19 protein-coding genes are annotated in these 22,525 nt (G+C 72.6%); 12 read left to right on the forward strand and 7 right to left on the reverse strand.

Translation table 11 applies throughout. The annotated features are described in order from the left end of the window. Window positions 1-15: 15 nt before the first annotated feature. Window positions 16-141, forward strand: a complete 126-nt coding sequence (locus D0Z08_RS33380) for a hypothetical protein (RefSeq protein ID WP_281271716.1) — start codon at window positions 16-18, stop codon at window positions 139-141. 114 nt (window positions 142-255) lie between these two features. Here the strand turns inward: D0Z08_RS33380 and D0Z08_RS09570 are convergent, their stop codons facing one another. Both D0Z08_RS09570 and D0Z08_RS09575 read right to left on the reverse strand, forming a co-directional pair. Beyond that, window positions 256-1,050 (reverse strand): crotonase/enoyl-CoA hydratase family protein, encoded by a 795-nt coding sequence (locus tag D0Z08_RS09570; RefSeq protein ID WP_118925009.1) that lies wholly within the window; start codon window positions 1,048-1,050, stop codon window positions 256-258. Between the two features lie 64 nt (window positions 1,051-1,114). Then, window positions 1,115-1,396, reverse strand: a complete 282-nt coding sequence (locus D0Z08_RS09575) for a hypothetical protein (RefSeq protein WP_147381382.1) — start codon at window positions 1,394-1,396, stop codon at window positions 1,115-1,117. A 38-nt stretch (window positions 1,397-1,434) separates the two neighbouring features. Between D0Z08_RS09575 and D0Z08_RS31645 the strand changes: the two genes are divergently transcribed. The 3 genes from D0Z08_RS31645 to D0Z08_RS31650 are packed head-to-tail and all read left to right on the forward strand — an operon-like array spanning window position 1,435 to window position 2,820. Continuing rightward, the gene (locus tag D0Z08_RS31645) at window positions 1,435-1,629 is read left to right on the forward strand and encodes a hypothetical protein (protein WP_147381383.1); all 195 of its coding nucleotides are present in this window, start codon (window positions 1,435-1,437) and stop codon (window positions 1,627-1,629) included. Then, window positions 1,626-2,339: a hypothetical protein gene (locus D0Z08_RS09580; protein WP_118925011.1), complete on the forward strand. Its 714-nt coding sequence runs from the start codon at window positions 1,626-1,628 to the stop codon at window positions 2,337-2,339. The genes D0Z08_RS31645 and D0Z08_RS09580 overlap by 4 nt, the downstream gene beginning before the upstream one ends. 25 nt (window positions 2,340-2,364) lie before the next feature. Continuing rightward, window positions 2,365-2,820 carry a hypothetical protein gene (locus tag D0Z08_RS31650; protein WP_147381384.1) on the forward strand — a complete coding sequence of 152 codons (456 nt, stop codon included), beginning with the start codon at window positions 2,365-2,367 and terminating at the stop codon, window positions 2,818-2,820. Between the two features lie 207 nt (window positions 2,821-3,027). Here D0Z08_RS31650 and D0Z08_RS09585 read toward each other — a convergent pair whose 3' ends face one another. Both D0Z08_RS09585 and D0Z08_RS09590 read right to left on the reverse strand, forming a co-directional pair. Beyond that, window positions 3,028-4,266, reverse strand: a complete 1,239-nt coding sequence (locus tag D0Z08_RS09585; protein ID WP_118925012.1) for a fatty acid desaturase family protein — start codon at window positions 4,264-4,266, stop codon at window positions 3,028-3,030. Window positions 4,267-4,358: 92 nt separating this feature from the next. Then, window positions 4,359-5,480: a ferredoxin reductase gene (locus tag D0Z08_RS09590; RefSeq protein ID WP_245993826.1), complete on the reverse strand. Its 1,122-nt coding sequence runs from the start codon at window positions 5,478-5,480 to the stop codon at window positions 4,359-4,361. A 94-nt stretch (window positions 5,481-5,574) separates the two neighbouring features. On the opposite strand from D0Z08_RS09590, the gene D0Z08_RS09595 reads away from it, so the two are divergent. Then, complete coding sequence (locus D0Z08_RS09595; RefSeq protein ID WP_118925014.1) at window positions 5,575-6,753, forward strand: PucR family transcriptional regulator; 1,179 nt, start codon at window positions 5,575-5,577, stop codon at window positions 6,751-6,753. Between the two features lie 37 nt (window positions 6,754-6,790). Beyond that, entirely contained in the window at window positions 6,791-8,425 is a 1,635-nt protein-coding gene (locus tag D0Z08_RS09600) for an alpha/beta hydrolase (RefSeq protein WP_118925015.1), read from the forward strand. A 15-nt stretch (window positions 8,426-8,440) separates the two neighbouring features. On the opposite strand, the gene D0Z08_RS09605 is transcribed toward D0Z08_RS09600, so the two are convergent. From D0Z08_RS09605 to D0Z08_RS09615, 3 genes are all read right to left on the reverse strand, one after another. Then, window positions 8,441-9,904 (reverse strand): amidohydrolase, encoded by a 1,464-nt coding sequence (locus D0Z08_RS09605; RefSeq protein ID WP_118925016.1) that lies wholly within the window; start codon window positions 9,902-9,904, stop codon window positions 8,441-8,443. A gap of 77 nt (window positions 9,905-9,981) precedes the next feature. After that, complete coding sequence (locus D0Z08_RS09610; RefSeq protein ID WP_118925017.1) at window positions 9,982-10,851, reverse strand: HpcH/HpaI aldolase/citrate lyase family protein; 870 nt, start codon at window positions 10,849-10,851, stop codon at window positions 9,982-9,984. A 3-nt stretch (window positions 10,852-10,854) separates the two neighbouring features. Further along, complete coding sequence (locus D0Z08_RS09615) at window positions 10,855-11,943, reverse strand: HpcH/HpaI aldolase/citrate lyase family protein (RefSeq protein WP_118925018.1); 1,089 nt, start codon at window positions 11,941-11,943, stop codon at window positions 10,855-10,857. Between the two features lie 90 nt (window positions 11,944-12,033). On the opposite strand from D0Z08_RS09615, the gene D0Z08_RS09620 reads away from it, so the two are divergent. The 6 genes from D0Z08_RS09620 to D0Z08_RS09645 all read left to right on the forward strand — a co-directional run bounded on the left by D0Z08_RS09620 (window position 12,034) and on the right by D0Z08_RS09645 (window position 22,509). Next, window positions 12,034-14,748, forward strand: a complete 2,715-nt coding sequence (locus D0Z08_RS09620) for an AAA family ATPase (RefSeq protein WP_118925019.1) — start codon at window positions 12,034-12,036, stop codon at window positions 14,746-14,748. Next, a complete protein-coding gene (locus D0Z08_RS09625; RefSeq protein WP_118925020.1) occupies window positions 14,729-15,076 on the forward strand; it encodes a nickel-binding protein in 348 nt (115 codons plus the stop codon). Before D0Z08_RS09620 ends, D0Z08_RS09625 begins: the two co-directional genes overlap by 20 nt. A 72-nt stretch (window positions 15,077-15,148) precedes the next feature. Next, a complete protein-coding gene (locus tag D0Z08_RS09630) occupies window positions 15,149-16,507 on the forward strand; it encodes a hypothetical protein (RefSeq protein ID WP_118925021.1) in 1,359 nt (452 codons plus the stop codon). Between the two features lie 7 nt (window positions 16,508-16,514). Continuing rightward, window positions 16,515-17,903, forward strand: a complete 1,389-nt coding sequence (locus D0Z08_RS09635) for a hypothetical protein (protein ID WP_118925022.1) — start codon at window positions 16,515-16,517, stop codon at window positions 17,901-17,903. A gap of 12 nt (window positions 17,904-17,915) precedes the next feature. Further along, window positions 17,916-19,289, forward strand: coding sequence for a hypothetical protein (locus D0Z08_RS09640; protein WP_118925023.1), 1,374 nt, complete (start codon window positions 17,916-17,918; stop codon window positions 19,287-19,289). A gap of 280 nt (window positions 19,290-19,569) precedes the next feature. Continuing rightward, complete coding sequence (locus D0Z08_RS09645) at window positions 19,570-22,509, forward strand: helix-turn-helix transcriptional regulator (RefSeq protein WP_182481251.1); 2,940 nt, start codon at window positions 19,570-19,572, stop codon at window positions 22,507-22,509. The last annotated feature ends 16 nt before the right edge of the window (window positions 22,510-22,525 follow it).

Here is a 22,525-nt window from a genome sequence, read left to right on the forward strand (position 1 = left end):
AAGAAGGAAAATCAGATGCGCAGGATCAAGCAGGCAGTGGCAGTGGTGCTCATGCTCGGCACGTCGATGGCGGGCGTGGCCGTCCTGGCTTCCCCCGCGGACGCGGCCCTGAAGCCGTGCTACCCGAACTGCCCGTGGTGACATACCGCTAAGACGTGCCCGCAGCGCTCGCGTGTGGCCGCGAGGGCGCGCTCTCGGATGCCTCCTCGCGAGAGACGAAGGCGCGGCGGAGCAAAACGCCCGTCGGTCCCAGCGTCAGCGACCCCGCGGGCCGTACTCCGGCTGCAGCTTGTTGAACGCTGCGTCCCGCGCCGCCTTGGTGTTGCGGGCGGCGAGCAGGAAGGCCTGCTCGAGGCGCTCCCGGGCGAAGGTACGACGCGACGAGCCGTGGTAGCTGTCGTTGAACAGCCGCTTCGCGGCCGCCAGGGCGTCGGGCGACTTGGTCGACAGGTCGGCGGCCATCCGCCGGGCGCCGGCGAGCGGGTCGTTGTCGAGCTTCGTGACCAGGCCGAGCTCGGCGGCGCGGCTGCCGTCGAAGACCTCGGCGGTCATCGTCAGCAGCTTGGCCTGGTCGATGCCGACCAGCTCGGAGAGGCTGCGGATGCCGGACATGTCGGGGATCAGGCCCCACTTGCCCTCGAGCACCGACCAGCGCGAGTCCGGGGTCGCGATCCGGAAGTCCGCGGCGAGCGCGATCTGCAGGCCGCCGCCGAGGCAGTGGCCGTGGACGGCGGCGATCACCGGCACCGGCACGCGGCGCCACGCCCAGCACGCCTCCTGGAAGAGGTTGGTGCCGCGCCACGGCAGCGGCACGAACGCCTTCGCGATCCCGGCGGGGTTCCGCATCACGCTGGCGAAGTCGAGGCCGGCGCAGAAGGCGTCGCCCTCGCCGGAGATGATGACCGCCCGCAGGTCCTTGTTCTTGCGGAGCTCGTGCGCGGTCGACGCCAGCTCCCTGAGGATGTCCAGCGTCAGCGCGTTGAGCTTGTCGGGCCGGTCCAGCCGCACGTGGGCGACGCCGTCGACGATCTCGCAGGTCACGTTGCTCATGCCGCCGATACTACCCGCAGGTAACTTAGGGTCTCTCGCTGCGCCCCGCGACCGGTCGCTCGGGCTACTCCACCACCGGCCAGACCGCTCTTCCGCCGATCCAGGTCGACACGACTTCGGCGGCGCCGATCGCCGCTGGGTCCTGGAAGGGATCCGTGTCCAGCACGACCAGGTCGGCGTCGTACCGGGAGCCACCCGGCCGGCGCGGTCGAGGCCGTTGATCCACGCCGAGCCGGACGTGCTTCGCCACCAGGTGCATCGCTCCCTCCTGGAGCGTCCCGATCGGAGCGCCGGATGCATCGCGGTCCAGATGGCCGACGTACGTGGCGACGTTACGTAGTTCCACTGACGCCAGGGACGTCGCGCCAGCAGCACTCTGGGCGCATGAGCACCACAGACTGCGACGTACTGGTCGTCGGCGCCGGACCGACCGGCCTCACCCTCGCCATCCAGGTGTTCGGCTCCGAAACCCTCGGCTCCGAAACCATAGGGGCGACCCCTAGGGTGCCCGGCGCTGATCTCTCGGAGTCTGGAGGCATCGAAGAAGCCGCTTCCCGTCCCAGGAGATCAACGTCATGAAGCTCAGCACCAAGATCGCCGCCGTGGCCGCTGCCGTCGTCGCGGGTCCGCTCATCACCGGCGTCGCCATGGCCGGCACCCCGAGCGCCGACGGCACGATCACCGCCTGCGTCAAGACCGACGGTTCCCCGCGCATCATCGACGCCGAGGCCGGGGCGGTCTGCCCCACGGGCGAGCGACAGGTCAGCTGGTCGTCCGGCTGGCGCGTCAAGGGCACGTACGACGGCACGAAGACCTACGCCGTCGGTGACGTCGTCCTCGTGATGCGGCCGTGCCAGCCCAGCGCCTCCGCGCCGCTGCCGACGACCTACGTCAAGGTCGCGCTCGGCGGGGAAGACACCACCTACGGCAAGTGCCCGAACTGGAACAGCTCGTGGCGGCCCCTCACGGCGGCGCCCGCCTTCAACCAGCTGCCCGGCCCGGTGTCGCTGCGGGTGAAGACCACCGACAGCGGCCTCCGGAGCGTCCCGGGTCAGAAGTACGAGGTCACCTCGTTCAACTACTCCGGCATCGTGTGGCTGTTCGTCCCGCACACGGACACGGCGGGCTGCGCCGCGTCCGCTACCGCGGTGAGCGATGCCCCGGTGACGGTCACCCGCGGCACGGCCTACTACAAGAACTGGATCTACTTCAACGTGAAGAACGCCAACGGCAGCTACGCGCACGTCCCGCTCGACGTGATCCTCGACTGCCCCTTGACGACCGCCTGAGGCCGGGGGCCGGAGGGAGACCGCCGTGAAGACCACCGTTGTCCTCGCTGCCGGAGCACTGTTCCTGAGCGTCGCTGCGGGGAGCACCGTCGTTGCCCTGGGCTCTGACGAGCCGACCTCCTCGACCGGGTCTCGGCCGGTCTCCGTGCAGTCGACGAATCGAACCCCCTCGCGGGCAGAGGAGCCGCCCGCGACGCAGGGCCACCGGACCGCGACGCAGGGCCACCGGACCGGACGGAAGGACCGGGATGACCGCGAGGAGCCGAAGGAATCACCGTCGCCGCGGCGGCGTGAGACTGCTCCCGAGGAGGTGCCGCCGGCGGCGCTCGAACCGGGTGCTCCGCTCCCGGAGGCCGGGCCCGCGGCCCCGCCGTCCCCGGTGGTGCCCCCGCTCGCACCCGGTGAGCCGCTGCCTCCGGACCCCGCCGGGCGAGCGCCTACGGGCGATCCGGTCAGCCCGCCGACGCCACCGACTCGCTGAGCACGCCGCTGAGGTCACGTCGCGACGACAACCCCAGCTTGCGAGCGAGGCGGCGCCGGTCCGTGCCGTAAAACGGGGCCGGGCGCCGCACAGCCGCAGCTCCGCCCTGACCAGCGCCGTCTTGCCGATGCCCTCGGGTCCGGTGATCACACAGCTGCCCTCGCACCTCAACCAGCGGCGGCGCACCTCAACCGGCGGCGGCGCGGATCACGCAGCCGGGACGTACTCCTGCCTGGCCTTGCGCTCCAGCAGCTTGAGCATCGTGCGGCGCTTGCGCTTGTCGGCGGTGGAGATCTTGTAGAGCGCGACCAGCTGCTGCGGCAGGTTCTTGGCGTTGGTGGTGGCGAGCCAGCCGTTGGGCAGCGACAGCCGGAAGACCTTGTGCCACGCCGAGTAGACCTGGGGGACCAGGGGGCGCATGCAGTAGTTGAGGTCGTACTTCTCGAAGAGCTCCTGCACCTTCGGGGCGACCTCGGCGTACCGGTTGCTCGGCAGGTCCGGGAAGAGGTGGTGCTCGATCTGGTGCGAGAGGTTGCCGGTCATGATGTGCATCGCCTTGGAGCCGGAGATGTTGGCCGAGCCGAGCATCTGCCGGACGTACCACTCGCCGCGGGTCTCGTTGGCCGGGATCGAGGCCTTCTCGAAGGTCTCGACGCCCTCGGGGAAGTGGCCGCACATGATGACCGAGTGCGACCACAGGTTGCGGGCCAGGTTGGCGATGGCGTTGGCCGCCAGGGTGGGCACGAAGGACCCGGTGGGCAGCGAGAGCAGCGGGTGGACGACGTAGTCCTTGGTCGCCTGCTTGCGGATCTTGGCGAGGGTCGCCTTGGCGTTGGCCTTGAACGACTCAGGCCGCTTGTCCTTGGGCATCGAGAGGTGGCGGCCGAGCTCGAGGTCGTACGCCGCGATGCCGTACTCGAACAGGCAGGCGTTGATGAAGTTCCACATCGGCTGACCGAGGTGGAACGGGTGCCAGCGCTGCTCCTCGTCGACGCGCATGATGCCGTAGCCGAGGTCGTTGTCCTTGCCCACGATGTTGGTGTGCGCGTGGTGGACCTGGTTGTGCGAGTGCTTCCAGGCGTCCGAGGGCGTCGCGTTGTCCCACTCCCAGGTGGTGGAGTGGATCTTCGGGTCGCGCATCCAGTCCCACTGGCCGTGCATGACGTTGTGGCCGATCTCCATGTTCTCCAGGATCTTGGCCACGGAGAGGCCGACGGTGCCGGCGACGAAGGCGGGCGGGAAGACGCTGCCGAGCAGGACAGCACGGCTGCCGAGCTCCAGGTAGCGCTGGGTCTTGATCATCCGACGGATGTACGCCGCGTCGGACTCGCCACGGCTGTCGATGATCTCCTGGCGGATCTCGTCGAGGCGCTGGCCGATCGCCTCGATGTCCTCGGGGGTGAGGTGGGCGATCGGGTTCTCGGACTTCTTGGTGATGGTCGTCATGGGGATCCTTTCGGTTTGCCTTGGTCTCGGGGCTCGGCCGCGGGGCGGCCTCGCACCTCAACCAGTGGCGGTCGGAGGAGCGGGGGAGGAGGTCAGTGGTCGAGGTGGCAGTCGCCGGCAGCGGCGGTGATGCAGGTCTGGATCTTCACGCCGCCGGGGGCGGTCTCGCCCGGGACGGCGACGGTGATCTCGCCGTTGCGGAGGTCGCGCACGGCGCCCTCCTTCATCGGCAGCACGCAGCCCATGCAGATGCCCATCCGGCAGCCGCTGGGCATCAGGACGCCGGCCGCTTCGGCGGCGTCGAGGATCGGGGTAGCGCCGTCGGCCTCGACCACGGTGCCGTCGACGAACGCGACCGTGCCGCCCTCGCCGGCGTCGGTCAGGAGAGTGGGACGGAACCGCTCGGTGTTGAGGGAGAGGCCGCGCTCGTCGTACCACTGCTCGAGGGCGTCGAGGAGGCCGCTCGGACCGCAGGCGTACGCCGCCCGCGTGCCGATGTCGGGCACCAGCGCCTCGAGGCGGGCCAGGTCGAGCAGCCCGTCGCGGTCGTCGAAGTGCTCGAGGAGGCGGAGGTGCCCGGCCGCGGCGTGCGCGCGGAGCTCGTCCTTGAAGATCGAGTGCGGCTCGGCCTGGTTGACGTGGACGAGCGTGATGTCGATGTCGGGCCGCTGGGCCTTGGAGAACAGGTTGCGCAGCATGCCGATGACCGGGGTGATGCCCGACCCGGCGGTGACGAGCAGCAGCTGCCGGGGGATCGGCTGCGGCAGCACGAAGTCGCCCGCGGCCTGCTGGAGGTGGACCATCTGGCCGGGGCGGGCCCGGTGGACCAGGTGGTTGGAGACGACCCCGTCCGGGATCGCCTTGACGGTGATGCTGATGTTGCCGTCGGGGCGGGGGCCGTGGGTCAGCGAGTAGCAGCGCCACAACCGGACGCCGTCGACGTCGACGCCGACCTGGAGGTACTGGCCCGGCTCGTGGCCGACCCAGTCGCGGCCGGGCTTGATCACGATCGTCGCCGCGTCGGCCGTCTCGGGTTCCACCGACACGATCCGGCCGCGCAGGTCGGTGCCCGAGCGCAGCGGGTGGAAGTTGTCGAGGACGTCGTCGAGGGTCAGGGGGGTCACCGCAGCCTCGGCCACGGCGCGGAGGCGGCGGCGGAGGCCGCCCTGGCTGCTCCGGACGAGGAAGGGGGTGGAAAGGCTTGTCGAACTCACAACACCTACAGTTCCTGATCCGGGCGGTAGAGTCATGACTGCTCACGGTGAATCTGAGGGCACTTTTCATCCCTAGCGAACAAAGAGGTCCCCGATGGCGCGCCGATCCGCCGCTCCGGAGCTGGAGCTGCCGCCGGAAGTGACGGTCGCCATGCGCGCCGCGCTCCCCGTCGTCGCCGACGACGTCGTCGCCGCGGTCATCGAGGAGGTGCCCAGCTACACCGACGCGTTCAGCGGGCCGATGGGCGAGACCATCCGCTCGGCCGTGCGGCTCGCGCTCGGCGGCTTCCTCTCGTTGGTGTCCGAGGAGCGCGGCTCCGGCACGCGGACACCGACCGCGCCGGCCATCGAGGGTGCCTACCAGCTCGGCCGCGGTGAGGCCCGCAGCGGCCGCACCTCCGAGGCGCTGCTGTCGGCGTACCGGATCGGCGCCCAGGTCGCCTGGCAGCGGCTCGCGGCGGTCGCCCTCGACAGCGGCGTGGACGCGACGACGATGGCCGCGTTCGCGCAGGCCGTCTGGGCCTACATCGACGAGCTCTCCGCCACCAGCGCCGCCGGCCACGGGGACGAGTCGGCCACGGCCGGCCGGGTGAAGCAGCGGCTGCTGGACCGGATCGGCCAGCACCTCCTGACCGGCGCTCCCGAGAAGACCGTCGTGGCTGCAGCGGAGCGCGCCGAGTGGTCACCGCCGGTCACGCTCACCGCCGTGATCGTGCCCGAGGCGCAGGTGGGGTCGGTGCTGCAGCTGGTCCACACGCAGACGCTGCAGGTGTCCGACCTGCCGGAGCTCGAGGCGGCCGCGCTGCTGCTGGTGCCCGACGTGCACGGGCGGCGGCGCGCGTCGCTGCTGCGGGCGGTGGAGGGTCGCCGGTGCTGGGTGGGGCCGGCGCGACCGTGGCTGGAGGCGCGGACGTCGTACGACCGGGCCCGGAGGGCCCAGGAGCGTGGCCTCGGCGACGACACCGAGGCGCACCTGCCGGAGCTGGTGTTGACCGCCGACCCCGCTGCGCTCGCCGACCTGCGGGCCGCCGTGCTCGCGCCGCTGGACGACCTGCGGCCGGCCAGCGCGGCCAAGCTCGCCGAGACGCTCCGGGCCTGGCTGCTCCACCAGGGTCGGCGCGACGACGTCGCCGCCGCCCTCTTCGTGCACCCGCAGACCGTGCGCTACCGGATGGCGCAGCTGCGGGAGCTCTTCGGCGACCGGCTCGAGGACCCGGAGACGGTGCTCGCGCTCACCATCGCCCTGGGCGTCGAACCGGACCCTGTGGATTAGCGGACGGCCCCCGAAGGAGAAGGGCTACGGTTCCGGCATGCGCCGTGGCCCTGCCGCCCTTCTCCTCACCCTGGTGCTCGCCGCGACGTCCGCGCTGGCGAGTACGACGGCCGCGGCCGGTCCGTCTCGGGCGCCGGCCCCCATGGCGGCCGAGATCGACATCACCCCGCCGACGTTGGAGTGGGGCGAGTGCGCCTTCTACGACGCGCCGGCCGAGTGCGCCACCGCGGAGCTGCCGCTCGACTACGACGACCCGACCGGCCCGACGACGCCGATCACGGTGCTGCGGGTGCCGGCGCGCGGCGACCGGATCGGCACCCTCTTCGTGAACCCGGGTGGCCCGGGTGCCTCCGCGACGGGCTTCGCCGCGGAGGCGGGGCGGCTGATCGGCCCGGGTGTCTCGCGGCGCTTCGACGTCGTGGGCATCGACCCTCGCGGCGTCGGCTTCAGCGGCGCCGCCTGGTGCCGCGTGTCCAACGACGCGTGGAGCGGCTTCGGCTACCCGGTCACCCGGCCGGAGACGCGGCGCCGGATCCGGGCCGACCGCCTGACCAACGCGGGCTGCGCCGAGCGCCGGTCGGTGATCATCGACCACATGTCCTCGGCCGACGTCGCCCGCGACATGGACGTGATCCGCCAGGCCCTCGGCGAGGAGCAGGTCAGCTACTACGGCGTCTCCTACGGCAGCCTGCTCGGCCAGACCTATGCGGCGATGTTCCCGGACCGGGTGCGGGCGATGATCGTCGACGGTGTCCTGGACCCGGTCGAGTGGACCAGCGGACACGACCCCGGACTGCCGATGACCTACCGCCTCCGGAGCGGCCGGGGATCCTACGAGGCGATCACCAGCGTGCTCAACGAGTGCGACCGGGTCGGGCGGGCGCGGTGCGTGCTCGCGGGGCACGCCAACGAGACCTGGCGCCGGCTGGTGCGCGCCGCGCGGACCGGCGAGCTCAGGGTCGGGCGCGACCGGGTGACGGTCCAGGACCTCGTCAACAACGCGCTCAGCGCGCTCTACTCGGCGGACTCGATCAGGTACCTGATCGACTACCTCGCCCACGCAGCCCGGCGCGACGACACCCCGGCGCGGACGGGTGCGACGGACGGCGCGGACCGGGCCTGGGCCGAGCTCGAGCGGATCCGTGCCGAGCGCGAGGCGGTCGGGCCGTTCGGCATCGATCGCGCCGCCGCACCCCTCGCTACGACCCTCGGAGCACAGCGCGGGACGCACCGGGCCTATCTCGCCTTCGAGTCGGTCGTCTGCGGCGACGCGGTGAACCCGCACCGGCCGTTCCGCTGGGCGGGCACCAGCCGGCTGGCCGACCGGACGCAGCCCTGGTTCGGCCGACTGTGGACCTGGTACTCGTCGGTCTGCGCGCGCTGGGAGGGGCGCTCGGGCCAGGACGCGTTCCGCGGACCGTGGGCGACGGTGACGTCGTACCCCTTGCTCGTCGTCGGCAACGCCTACGACCCCGCGACGCCGATCAGCGGAGCCCGCGCCGCCAACCGGCTGTTCGCCGGCTCCGTCCTGCTGATGCTCAACGGGTGGGGGCACGGGGCGCTGGGCAACGGTGACTGCATCCGGAACCGGATGGCTGCCTACCTGATCGATCGCACGCTTCCCGCGCCCAGCACCGTCTGCCAGGCCGCGGTCCGGCCCTTCCCGGGCTGACTGAACCGACCCGGGTCAGCCCCGGTGAGCGACCCGTCCGGCGACCAGGGTGAGGGCGACGTTCGGGCCGACGGCGGTGAGCGGGTCGTCGTCGAGCACGACCAGGTCGCCCGGTGAACCGGGCCGTACGGCGACGTGGCCGCCGACCGAGGCGGCCAGCGCCTCGCGCCGGGTGATGGCCTGCTCGGCGTGCCAGGCGGGGCGGTCGTCGCCGGTACGGCGCGCGGCGGCGTCGATCGCCAGCCACGGGTCGAGCGGCGAGACCGGCGCGTCGGAGCCGAGGCTGACGGTCACGCCGGCGTCGAGGAGCCAGCGGTAGGCGAAGCAGCGATCGGTGCGGTCCGGCCAGATCTGCTCGGTCAGGTCGCGGTCGTCGACCAGGTGGTGCGGCTGGACGCTGGCGCGCAGGCCGAGCCGCTTGAGCCGCGGTACGTCGTCGCGGGCGACCAGCTGCACGTGCTCGACCGAACCGCGGGCGCCGGTGCGCTCGTACGCCGTCAGCGCGGCGTCGACCGCCGCGTCACCGATCGCGTGGGTCGCGACGGCGAGCCCGGCGTCGTGCGCGAGCGCTAGCAGGTCGGTGAGCTCGGCGGAGTCGAGGTTGGGGGCGCCGGCGGGGTGGTCGGGGTCGGCGCCGGTGACGTAGGGGTGCTGGCACCAGGCGGTGGCGGTGTTGAGCGAGCCGTCGCTGATCACCTTCAGCGGCCCCATCGTCAATCGGTCCTCGCCGGGGTGGAGCGGGTCGCCGGTGCGCAGCCCCTCGGCGAGCACCGAGCCCAGCTGGTCGGCGTAGACGGCGACCTCGACCCGCAGCAGGTCGCAACCCTCCGTCCAGCGGTCCCGCCACGCCTGCACGGCACCGGTGAACTCGAAGTCGACCAGGCCGACGACCCCCATCGCGGCGGCGTCGTCGAGGGTCCTGCGGTAGGAGACCGGGTCGTCGCCGACGTCGGTGAGCGCAGTGAGCCGCTCGTAGGCCGCGAACCACTCGGTCTCGGCGACCATCCCCTCCCGCGGTGGCAGGTCGAGCGCCGCCTGGGCGGCCCGGTTGAGCCACGCGTGGTGGGCGTCGCCCGCGATGAGGACGACCGGGGTGACCCCGGAGACGTCGTCGAGGTCCGTGGTCGTCGGCTCGCGGGTCCAGGTGCCCGGTCGGTGGCCCCAGCCGATCACCGGTCGGCCCGGCTGCTCGGCGACCTTGGCCGCGACCAGGCGGACCGCCTCGTCGGGCGACTGCAGGCCGCTCGTGTCCAGCCGTCCCCGCGCGAGCGTCCACTGCCCGAGGTGGACGTGGGTGTCCCACAGTCCCGGCATCAACCAGCGGCCGGCGGCGTCGTACTCCTCCACGCCCGGAGGGCGCCGGATCGCGGGGCCGACCTCGGTGACGACACCGTGCTCGATGAGGACGTCGACCGGGGAGTCGGCGACGTCCGCAACGAGCGGCACGAGGCGCGCGTTGCGGATGAGGATGTCGGTCACGCGGGCAACCGTACGGCGCACGGGGTGATGAACCTGCAATCCCCCCGAACGCCCCGACTCGGCGAGAAGGAAGCAGATCAGCCCTGCTGCAGGGCGGCGATCGCGTCGGCGATGGCGAGGGTGCGCTCGGCCGACTCGACGTGGAGGTTCTCGACCATCCGGCCGTTGTAGGTGACGACGCCGCTGCCCTTCCCGTCCTCCCACGCCTGGATCAGCCCGCGCGCGTCCTCGATAGCCTGCTCGGAGGGCGCGAAGCCCTCGTTGGCGCCCTCGACCTGGCCGGGGTGGATCAGGGTCTTGCCGTCGAACCCCATCTGGCGGCCCTGCTCGACCTCGGCGAGGAAGCCCTCGAGGTTCTTCACGTCGTTGTAGACGCCGTCGATGATGACGATGCCGGCGGCGCGGGCGGCCAGCAGGGCGAGCCCGAGGCCGGTGATCACGGGCTGGCGGCCGGGGACGTGCTCGGCGTACAGCTCCTTGACCAGGTCGTTGGTGCCCATCACGAAGCCGGTGAGCCGCTCCGAGGCCTGCGCGATCGACAGCGCGTTGAGCATGGCGATCGGGGTCTCCACCATCGCCCACAGCTTGGTGTGCTCGGGCGCGCCGGCCGCGCCGAGGGCGTCGACGAGCTCGTAGACCTCCTCGGCGGAGTTGACCTTGGGCACGAGTACGACGTCCGGGCCGGCCGCCGCTGCCGCCTTGATGTCGTCGTCGTGCCACTCGGTGCCGATCCCGTTGACGCGGATGATCAGCTCACGGCGGCCGTACTCGCCGGACTGCACCGCCGCGGCCGCGGCCTCGCGTGCGGACGGCTTGGCGTCGGGGGCGACGGCGTCCTCGAGGTCGAAGATGATCGCGTCGGCGGCGATCGTCTTGGCCTTCTCCAGCGCCCGCTCGTTGGAGCTGGGCATGTAGAGGACGGATCGCAGGGGCTTGAACTCGGTCATGGCTCAGGCCTCCACGGTCTCGATGGCGTCGTACTGGGCTTTCAGGTCGGGGTCGATCTCGGCCAGCTTCTCGGCAAGCTCGACGAGCACGAGGCACTGCTTGAGGGAGGCGTCGTCCTCCATCTTGCCGTCGATCATGACGGCGCCGGTGCCGTCGCCCATGGCGGCGACGACGCGGCGCGCGTGGGCGATGTCCTCGACGCTGGGGGAGAAGACCCGGTTGGCGATGGCGATCTGCTTGGGGTGCAGCGACCAGGTGCCGACGCAGCCGAGCAGGAAGGCGTTGCGGAACTGGTCCTCGCACGCCACGACGTCGGCGATGTCGCCGAACGGCCCGTAGTACGGGTAGATGCCGTGCGTGGCGCAGGCGTCGACCATCTTGGCGATCGTGTAGTGCCACAGGTCCTGCTGGAAGATCGCACGCTGGGCGTCGATCCGCGAGACGCCCAGCTCGTCCTTGGGCGGGTCCTGCCGGACCAGGTAGCCCGGGTGGCCGCCACCGACGCGCGTGGTCTTCATCTTGCGGTCCGCAGCGAGGTCGGCCGGGCCGAGCGAGAGGCCCTGCATCCGCGGCGACGCGCCGCAGATCTCCTCGACGTTGGCCACGCCACGGGCGGTCTCGAGGATCGCGTGCACCAGGATCGGCTTGGTGATCCCGGCCTTCGCCTCGAGCTGGGCGAGCAGGCGGTCGACGTAGTGGATGTCCTCGGCGCCCTGCACCTTCGGCACCATGATCACGTCGAGCTTGTCGCCGATGGCGGGCACCAGCGTGGTCAGGTCGTCGAGCACCCAGGGGCTGTCGAGCGCGTTGATGCGCGTCCACAGCTGGGTCGGTCCGAAGTCAGTGTTCTGCGCGATCTTCACCAGCCCCTCGCGGGCGGCGACCTTGTTGTCGGCCTTGACCGCGTCCTCGAGGTTCCCGAGCAGCACGTCGACGGTGCCGATCATCCCGGGGATCTTGGCGGCCATCTTCTCGTTCGACGGGTCGAAGAAGTGGATGGCGCGGCTCGGGCGGGCCGGGATCTCGCGGAGCGGGGCCGGGGCGCCGACGGCGAGCGGGCGGAAGAAGTCCTTAGGGCTCTTGTGACTCACGTTCCGACAACTTACCGGCGGGTCGCCCACGCCCGGTATGACGGATGTCTCGCCGAGACGGGACCGCGCCTCCCGCCGTACCCTCGCGACATGGCCCCCGAGGAGGTCGACCCGCACGCCCGGGCGCTGGTCGGGCGAGACTCCGAGCTGGCGACGATCCTGGACGTCGCCGAGGCGGGATCTGCGTGGACGGCGGTTGTGGCCGGCCCGGCGGGCATTGGCAAGACGGCGTTGTGGGAGGCGGCGAAGGGCGCGCTCCCCGCCCCGGCCTGGCTGCTGCAGACGCGGTCCCGCGACACCGAGACCAGGCTCGCCTTCGCCGGGCTGACCGATCTGCTCGACCCCGTGCCCGACGCGGTCATCGACGACCTGCCCGGACCGCAACGCGACGCTCTGGCCGCGGCCATCCTCCGCGCCGGCGCGGGAGAACCGGGTGTCGACAGCCGCGCGGTCGCGACCGGTCTTCGCAACCTGTTCGCACGGCTCGCCGAGCGCGGCAGCGTGGTCCTCGCGCTCGACGACGTGCAGTGGCTCGACCAGGCCTCCCGGGAGGCGCTCGAGTTCGCCGTGCACCGCTGCCCGGTGGGCCTGCTGGTCGCCGTCCGCGACCCGGCCGGCCCGGTGCCGGTCGCTGCGGCCTCCACGGTGCCCGTCACCCGGGTCGACCTGGGGCCGCTGAGCGTCGCCGCACTCCACCACCTGGTCCTGGGGGCGACGGGGCGGCCGCTCACCCGCCCGGCCCTGGTCCGGGTCGCGGAGGCGTCGGGCGGCAACCCACTGTTCGCGATCGAGCTCGCCCGGGCGCTGCCCAGGCTCCCGACCTCGCTGACCTCGGCCCTCGCGGAGCGGGTCGCGCAGCTGTCGGCCGACGCGCAGCGCACCGTCCTCGCGGTGGCGCTCGCGGCCGCACCGACGGTTGCCCTGTTGCGCGCGGCCGACTGCCATGCGGGGATAGACGAGGCCGAGGCGGCCGGCCTGCTGCGCGTCGCGACCGGTCGGGTCGAGCTGCACCACCCGCTGGTCGGTCCGGCCGCCGTGGACCGGTCGCCGGCGCCCGTCGTACGCGCGGTGCACGCGGCTCTCGCGCGGGCGCTGGCCGACGACGAGGAACGGGCGGCCCGGCACCTGGCGCTGGCGTCGACCGAGCCCGACGACGCGGTGGCCGCGGCACTCGATCGCGCAGTCGAGGCGACGAGGTCCCGGGGCGCCGCCTTCGCGGCCGCCGACCTTGCGCGGCTCGCCGTGGAGCACTCGGCCGGCGGCGATCCTGACCTGCTGCTGCGCAGGACCCTCGCCCTCGCCGGGCTCACCTTCGAGGAGGGCGACGCCGCCGAGGCCGAGCGCCTGTTCCGCTCCGTGCGGGAGGCTGCGGGCGCGCCCGACCTCCGGGCCACCGCGGCGCTCGAGCTCGCGGAGATCCTCTGGAAGCGCGGCGAGATCGATGAGTGCGTCGAGGCAGCCCGCTGGGCGGCCGCAGCCGGTGCCGGCCCCGAGGTCACGGCTCGCGCGCACCTCACTCTGGTCGCGCTGGGGGACGACCGCGAGGCCAACACGCAGCGTGCGATGGAGGTCCTCGACGCCGCGGGGGTCGACGACCCGCTGCTGCGGAGCTGGGCTGAGTTCGCAGTGCTCGACAACGAGTTCGGAGCGGGCCGCGGGCTCGACGTACCGGCCCTCGAAGCGGCCCTCGCCGCCGAGCGCACGGGACGCGCCTGGCGCAGCGACGACCAGGTGGCGACCTGCCGGCCCGCCCTGCTGAAGTACGCCGACCACGCGGCCGCCGCGCGCGCCGCGCTGGACCAGCTGCGCGAACGCGCGGAGGCCGAGGGCAACGTGGGGCAGCTGATCTACGTCGTCCGCCACTACCCGACCCTGCTGCTACGGATGGGCGAGCTCGCCGCGGCGGAGGCAGCCACCGAGGAGCACCTGGACCTCGCGACGACGACCGGCCAGACCAACCACCTCTGGCAGGCCCAGGAGAACCGCGGCTGGGTCGCGCTGCACGCGGGCCGCATCGGCGAGGCCGTCGAGGTGGTCGCGACGCTGCCCTCGGTGCTGCAGTCCGACACCTACGCCGAGCGCGCCTACCGGGCCCTGGCCGGAGCGCTGGCAGTCGTGCAGGGCGATGCCGAGGCCGCGGCCCGCCACCTCGACGCGTGGTGGCAGGCGTGCCTGGAGCTCGGCGACGACCCCGGGGTGAGCCGGGGACACGGCGACTACGCCGAGGCGCTCGTCGCCGTCGAGAGGTACGACGACTGCCGCGTCTTCCTCGACGTCGCTGATGCTGCTGCACGGAGGGCCGGGCGGGTGTCCGTGCACGCGCTGGTCGCCCGTGGCCGGGCGATGCTCGCTGCCCGGCTCGGCGAGCTGGACGAGGCGCTGACCTGGGTCGAGGCGGCGGTGCGCCTGGACGACGAGGTGCCGATCGCGCTCGAGGGCGCCCGCCACCGGCTGCTCGAGGGCCGGCTGCACCGCCGGCGGAAGGAGAAGCTGCTGGCGCGCGAGTCGCTGGAGCAGGCGCTCGCCGGGTTCGAGGCCGTCGGTGCGGCGTGGTGGGCCGAGCGGGCACGAGCGGAGCTCGCGAGGGTCAACATCCGGCCGGCCGCTCCGACCACCCTCACCGCGAGCGAGCAGCGGATCGCGGAGCTGGCCGCGGGCGGGTTGACCACCCGCCAGATCGCGGAGGCGGCGTTCGTCAGTCCCAAGACGGTCGAGGCCAACCTCACCCGGATCTACCGCAAGCTGGGGATCCGGTCGCGCGCCGAGCTGGTGGCACGACTGCCCCATGTCGAGGGGACTCCCTGATTCGGACCGGCCCGGTCCGCCGTACGTTCCGAGGATCGACACCATCCGCGAGCACCAGGTCTTCCTCGTCGAGCGCTACCAGCCGGGCGCGACGCTCGCCGACGTACGGGCGAGCGTCGCGCGGCTGGACGCGCTGCGGTCCCAGCACGGCACCGTCCGGCACGTCTCGTCCACGCTGGTGCCGCGGGAGGAGGCGGTCTTCGCGCTGTTCGTCGCCGACAGTGTCGATGCTGTGATCCGGCTCAACCGGGCGGCCGGGCTGCAGGTCGACCGCGTCGTCACCGGGGTGTATCTGACCGCCGGCGCCCATGTCGAGGGTGTTCCCTGATTCCTGCGTGGGGCGGGGTTCCTAGCGTCGGAGCAGCACCCACGAAGAGCTCCCCCTGAAGGAACGATCACCATGTCCTACGTCCGCGGCGTCCTCCTGTCCGGCCGGTTCCGCTCCTGGCGCGACCTCCACGGCATGGGCGGGGAGGACCAGCGCAACACGCTGATCACCGAGCTCGCGGCGCGGACCGCCGAGTCGGTCGGCGCGCTCCGGGCACGCAACAACCTCGACCTGTCCGGCGCCGGAGCGGTGTTAGTCCTGCTCCGCACGGCCGGCATCCGCGACGAGGCCGCGCTGCGGACCATGACCGTCGACGACCAGCGCAACACTCTCATCACCGAGCTGGCGGCGATCACCGACCTCGGCAACCTCCAGGGCCTGACCAACCTCGAGCTGGTCCGGCTCGCCCTCCGCGGCAGCGGCGGCGTCCGGGGCGTCCTCCTCGCCGGTGGGTTCCTCGGTTGGCGGGCACTCAACGCGACCTCCGCCGACGACCAGCGCAACACCCTGATCGCCAACCTGGTGCACCTGTGCCGGCAGGAAGGCGGCTTCTTCCAGGGCATGGACGACGCAACGTTGGCTGGTTGTGGGGCGATCAGCGTCCTGCTCCGGGACGCCGGGATCAGGGACGCGGCCACGCTGGCGGGCCTGACTGCCGACGAGCAGCGGAACATCCTGATCGTCGAGATCGACGCGTTCACGAAGCAGGGCCAGGAGCTGCAGCGATTCAACAATGCCGACCTGGTGCGGATCGCCCTCGGCGACGACTTCCTGCTCCGGACCTCGCTCGACATCGACCTCGACGGGCCGGACCCCGAGCTGTTCCTCCCGCCCCTCGTCCTGAGGTACCGCGGGCTGCGGTGCTTCGGGGAGACCGACTGGGACGGCGACGACACGCCCACCGAGGACGAGCCCTACCTCGGCATCATCGCCATCGCGCCCAGCGGTACCACCGACGTCACCACCCGCATCTACACCGGCTTCGACTCCGGCGAGGTCGAAGCGGACCTGCTCGAGCTCTACCGCGGCGAGGCCCGCGGCGTGGGACTGACCCTCGCGCTCTTCGAGCACGACTTCTCCGATCCCGCCGCCATGGAGCGTCTCGTCAAGCAGGTCGCCGAGAAGGCCGGTCCGCTCCTGGGCGGCGCGTTGGCCGCTGTGCCCGCGGTCGGCTCCTTCCTGGCCGCGGCATTCGAGGCGGCGTGGGCCGAGTACGGCGACGACATCGTCCGCTGGCTCAACGACACGTTCGACTTCGGCGACGACCTGATCGGCACCACCAGCCTGTACCTGTCGGCCCGCCAGCTGCGGGAGCTCGCCTCTGCGCCCTGGCAGGAACAGGCGGGCCTCCAGTTCAAGGTCGACTCGCCGCTGATCTCGGGGGACGGCGCGTCGTACAAGGCCGTCTTCGACGTCGTCATCCCTGAGTGAGCACGCCATGACAACGACACAGCAGCAGCCCGAACCGTCCGTCTCGCGCCGCCGGATCCTCGGCCGGCTCAGCGTGGCAGCCGTCGGCGGCGGTGCGATGGTCGCCACCGGCGTCGTCGGCGGCGGGCGCGCCTCCGCGGTGGACGGTGACTCCCTCGAGGTCGGCAGGGACAACGGCGCCGAGAGCCCGACCCTCCTCTACCAGCACGGAACCTCGGGATTCGAGGTGCGGGCCACCACGGAGGACGACGCCTGGGCGTTCCTCGGGAACGGGTCGGCTATCGGCGTCTCGGGCTTCACCCACCAGCGGGCCTCGGGGGTCAAGGCTGGCGTCTACGGTGGCGTCTTCGAGGACAGCGCCCCTGGCACCGGGGTGTTGGGCGTCGGTCCGACGAACAGCCCGAACGGCATCGGTGTTGAGGGCCTGGGATACGGCGGGACCGGCGTCCGTGGCTGGGCCGACGGTTTCGGCAACGGAGTGCTCGGCGAGGCCGGCACCGGTGCCGGCGTGCGGGGTCAGACGACCTCGATCGCGGGCAACGGCGTGTGGGGGAGCGCCCCGAGCGGCGGCGTGGGCGTGCGGGGCTCGGTGCCCAGCGGTGGGCACGGCGTCCTCGGACGCGCCGGGACCGGCTTCGGGGTGAAGGGCGAGGCCACCCACATCTCCGGCATCGGTGTCGGTGGTGTGGGCGCCGACGGCGGCGTCGCCGTCCGAGGCACCGTCCCGAACCAGGGTTACGGCGTCCGCGGTGTCGCCGGCTCCGGCTTCGGCGTCCTTGGCGAGGTGACCACCGGTGTCGCCGGCTCCGGGGAGTCCTCGAACAACGGCTGGGGCGTGCGCGGCAACGCGCTCAACGGCGGCTGGGGTGTCCAGGGGATCTCCGACTCCTCGATCGGGGTGCGGGGCGACTCGACCGGCGGGCTCGGGGTCCGGGGCGAGTCCCAGACCGACGTCGGCGTCTACGGGAGGTCGACCAACCACACCGGGGTGACCGGCTACGGCGGCATCTTCGGGGTCGTGGGTCAGTGCGACGCCGGCGGTACGGCGGTCACCGGGACGTCGAGCAACGGCGGTGTCGGTGTGCGCGGGGCCAGCCAGCCGACCGGGTACGGCGTGCGGGGTGAGTCGGAGTCGGGCTTCGGCGTCCGTGGCGACGCGGTGACCGGGATCGGGGTGTCCGGCATCTCGACCAAGAGCGTCGGAGTCTCCGGCGCGGGCCGGACCGGCGGTGAGTTCAAGGGCAGCCGGGCAGCGGTGCGCCTGGTGCCGACGACGACCTCCGGGCCGCCGACGACCAGTGCCCACCGGCGCGGGGAGCTGATCTGTGACAACAACGGCCAGTTCTGGGGCTGCGCCAGCGACGGCACGCCCGGGACCTGGGTCCGGCTGGGCTGAGAAGAGGATCTGATGAGCAACCACGAAGCAACCCCGTCACGGCGTCGGCTCCTCGGCCAGCTGAGCGCGGCAGCGGTCGGCGGCAGCGCACTGGCCGCGACCGGCCTGGTCGGTGGCGGCCGCGCTGGCGCATCGACGGGCGACAACCTCGTCGCCGGTCGCACGGTGACCTCGAGCGAGCTCACGGCTCTCCATGCGATCGACGGCTCCGGGTTCGAGGCAGTCGCGAGGAAGGACTCGTTCGGTCTGCACGGGATCACCCACTACATCGGCCTCTGGGGCGAGAGTGGCAAGGACCTCGTCTTCGTCGGTGAGACCACGAGAGGTGAGCACGTCGGCGTCTGGGGTCAGACCCACAACACCTGTAACCACGACAAGATCGGCGTCCGCGGCGAGGTCGTGGGTGGCGGCGGCACCGGTGTGGAGGGCATCTCGGCGCCCTTCGGCTACGGCGTCCGGGGCTTCAGCGGGCGCGGTTTCGGCGTGCGGGGAGAGGTGACGAACGCCGAGGGCATCGGTGTCTCGGGTTCCGGGCCGGGCGTGGGCGTGAAGGGCGAGGGCGAGACCGGTGTGCTGGGCGTGGGTACCGCCGGACAGACCGGCGTGCGCGGCACGACGCCCACCAACGGTTGGGGTGTCTGGGGCTCGTCGGAAACGGGGCACGGAGTGCACGGCGACGCCGGCAGCGGTGGGGTCGGCGTCTTCGGTCGGGCGCAGCCGAACGGCTACGGCGTGAGCGGGGAGTCGGCCGCCGGGTTCGGCGTGCACGGCCAGGCCTCGACCGGCATCGGGGTCTCCGGCAACTCGTCGAACAACGGCTGGGGGGTGAGGGGCACGGCAGCCAACGGCGGTTGGGGGGTCCAGGGCATCTCCGACACGTCGATCGGCGTCCGGGGCGACTCGACGGGCGGCACCGGCGTCCGGGGTGAGTCCCAGACGGAGACCGGTGTCTACGGCCGCTCGATCAACCACACCGGGGTGACCGGCTACGGCGGCATCTTCGGGGTCGTGGGCCAGTGCGACGCCGGCGGTACGGCGGTCACCGGGACGTCGAGCAACGGCGGTGTCGGCGTGCGCGGGGCGAGCCTGCCCACCGGGTACGGCGTCCGTGGCGAGTCGGAGTCGGGCTTCGGCGTCCGTGGCGACGCCGTGACCGGCATCGGGGTGTCCGGCGTCTCGACCAAGAGCGTCGGAGTCTCGGGACAGGGGCGCTGGGGTGGTCAGTTCCAAGGCAGCCGGGCGGCGATCCGGCTGGTGCCGACCTCGTCCGCCGGAGCGCCCACCGTGAGCAACCACCTGCAGGGCGAGCTCGTCTGCGACAAGGACGGGGGGCTCTGGTTCTGCAAGGCCAGCGGCACCCCCGGGACGTGGGTCCAGATCGCCTGAGGCACCGCGCGAGCGCGCCGGACCGGGGCCGACGCAGTCGTCAGATTGCGCGGCCCGATCGAGGCGGACGGTGAGATCGGGAATCCCGCGTGGGTTGCGGTGGCGATCGCGGCCGTTCTCCTGACCATCATGGTTCTCCGTTCGACCTCGGACCGACAAGACCCCCTGATTCTTCGACCGCAGCCCGCTCGGATCATCGGAGCCGGGCCCCTAGTTAGCGCCACGAGGTACCCCATTAGGGACGACGACACAGCCGGTGCGAGGCTCCTACCATGAGCCGGTGAACGCCCAGCCGATCGAGCGCACGGTGCTGTGCCCGGTGCTCGTTGAGCGCGAGCGGGAGACCGCCGAGCTGGACCGCCTGCTCGCCCGCGCCCGCAGCGGACGCGGCGGTGTGGCGTTCCTGGTGGGCGAGGCCGGAGCGGGAAAGAGCCGGCTCGCCCGCGACGCCGCCGCGAGCGCGACCGGCAGCGGGATGACGGTGGTGGCCGGTCGCGGCCTGCCTGGTCCGACACCGTCGCCGTACCGGCCGCTCATCGAGGCCTTCGCGGCTCCCTTCCGCGATGGCACCCTGCTCGTCGACCGAGACCTGGCGGCCGTGCGCGCGCGTCTCGGACGTCTGCTTCCGGACTGGGCCGGCACGCCGGAGACAGCGCCGGGGTTGGATGCGAGCGAGTCGCCCCTCGTGCTGGCCGAGGCGGTTGCCCGGCTCCTGCGCTGGCTGGGCCGCGAGGACGGCTGCCTGCTGCTGCTCGAGGACCTCCACTGGGCCGATGTCGAGACGCTCGACATCGTCGACTACCTCGCCGACGCCGTGGTCGACCTGCCGGTGCTGCTGATCGTCACCCTGCGGCCCGAGCAGCGCGTGCGGGATCGCCTGGCGCGATGGAGGCGTGACCCGGACAGCACCGTGCTCGCGCTCGAGCCACTGAGTGAGGACGGGGTACGACGCGCGGTTGCCGCGTGCCTCGACACCGATGCGCCGCCGCCGGATGTCGTCGCATGTGTCGCGGTCAACAGCGATGGCAACCCGTTCCTGGTCGAGGAGCTGCTCGCGGGCCTCATCACCTCTCGTCGGTTGGCGCTCGACGAGGGGACCTGGGCGGTCACGGGGGACCTGCGGCCGTCCGTGCCCTTCGACTTCGCCGCATCGCTGCAGCCGCGTCTCGACGCGCTGGACCCGACGGCGCGCACGGTGCTGGGTGCGGCTGCGCTGCTCGGCCGGCGGTTCGAGTGGGAGCTGCTCGCGGCTGTCGCGGAGGTGGACGAGGACACGGTGTTCACCACCATGCGGAAGGCGATGCGCGAACAGGTGGTCGACGCCGACGGCGACGGCTTCCAGTTCCGCCACGCGCTCACCCGCGAGGCGGTCGTGGAGGACCTGCTCCCGCCGGAGCGCAGGCGGCTCGCCGAGCGCGCGTGGCCGGCCGTGGAGCGTGCGCACCCGGGTCTTCCGGGCAGGTGGTGCCAGCTCGCCGCCGACCTGGCTGAGGCCGCCGGGGCTCCGACCGTTGCGGCCGAGCGGCTCCTCCGTTCGGCGCGCGAGGCCCTGGCGCGCGGAGCGTTGGCCGGCGCAGAAGGAATCGCCCGCAGAGCGCACACGCTGGTCACGCAGGGCGACGCGGACGCTGAGCTCGTCGACGCGATCGACCGGACGCTCCTCGAGGTCCTGGCGTTGTCAGGGAAGGTCGACGCCGCGCTGGCGATCGGTGAACCGCTTGTCGACCGCCTGGCATCCGGCGGCGACGAGCAGGCGGCACAGCGGGTGGCGGTACGCACCGTCCTCGCCCGCGCCCTGGTCACCGCCGGCGACCATGCCAGGGCCGCCGGGTTCGTCCGCACCGCCGCGCAGACCGTCGATGAGGCCGGCCTCGGGCCCGCGGCGGGCGCCCCGGTCGAGGCCGTCGGCGCCTTGGTAGCGCTCGAGCTGGGTCACCGACAGGACGCGGTCTCGCGGGCCAGTGCCGCAGCCGACGCCGCGGCAGCCGCGCAGCAGCCGGCAGTCGAGTGCGAGGCGCGGCTGGTGCGAGGGCGAGCACTCCGCAATGCAGACGACGAGGCCGCACTCGAGGAGTTCGACCACGCGGCCCGGGTGGCCGCCGCGGCCGGGCTCATGGCCTGGGAGCTGCGGGCGCGCCAGGAGCGTGCGCTGTTGCAGGCGTACGGGTTCGGCGACCAGACCGGCCTGCTCGAGACGCGCGAGCTCGCCGTCCAGTCCGGTGCCCTGGTGACGGTGGCCGTCATGGACCTCGCCCTCAGCGAGATCGCCCTGGCGTCCTGGGACGCCGGCCGGGCCGTCGACCACGGCCGTCGTTGCGTCGCCGCCAGCGAGCGCTTCGGCCTGGCCACCGGACCGGTCGCAGCGCTGTGGGAGGCCGGGGGGCACGCACTCGCGGAGGACCTGGATGCCATGGAGGCGGCGTTGGCGCGGGCTCTGGCGCCCGACCCGGCGGACCCTCGGATCCTCGGAGACGTGTGGGGGAAGGTGCGCGCCGTCCGCTCGATGGTGCTCGATGACGGGGCACAGCTTCGCCGCGACCTCGACGAGATGATGACGTGGGTGCGGATCGCCCCGATCACGACCTCGGTGTTCGAGAGCCGCTTCCTGTGGGCGGCGATCCACGCCGCGGAGGACGACGACGGCGGACAGGCAGCACGTGCCGAGCTGCTCGAGGCCACCCACCTGGCCGGGTGGTCGGTCTACGTCCGCGCCGTGCTGGACGTCGATGCGATCGTGGCCGGCCGCCGCGGCGACCGCGACCGTGCCGCGGAGCTCGCGGAGCGCAGCCTGGCCATGAGCGTGGCACGGCCGGACATCGCGAGCGGCTACTACGCGCGGATCATCCTCGCCGAGGCAGCGGTCCGCGACGGGTGGGGCGACGCGGTCCCGTGGTTGCGGGCGGCGGAGGCGTACTTCGCCACCCGCGGCTACGACCGCGTCGCCCGCCGCTGCCGCGTGCTGCTCGGGCAGGCAGGCGCACCGGCTCCGCGTCCTGGACGTGGCGCCACGCCCGTCCCGGAGCGACTGCGGGCGCTCGGCGTGACGAGCCGCGAAGCCGAGGTCCTGGCTCTCGTCGCGGAGGGCCTGAGCAACCGTGAGGTCGCCGATCGCTTGTTCCTGTCGCCCCGGACCGTCGAGCACCACATCAGCCGACTGCTGGGCCGGACCGGCGTGGAGAGCCGCGCCGACCTGGCCCGGTTGACCACGTCCGAGTCGTGAGTAGCGTGCACGGGGA

The sequence above is a fragment of the Nocardioides immobilis genome, assembly GCF_003515065.1.
GTDB lineage: Bacteria > Actinomycetota > Actinomycetes > Propionibacteriales > Nocardioidaceae > Nocardioides > Nocardioides immobilis.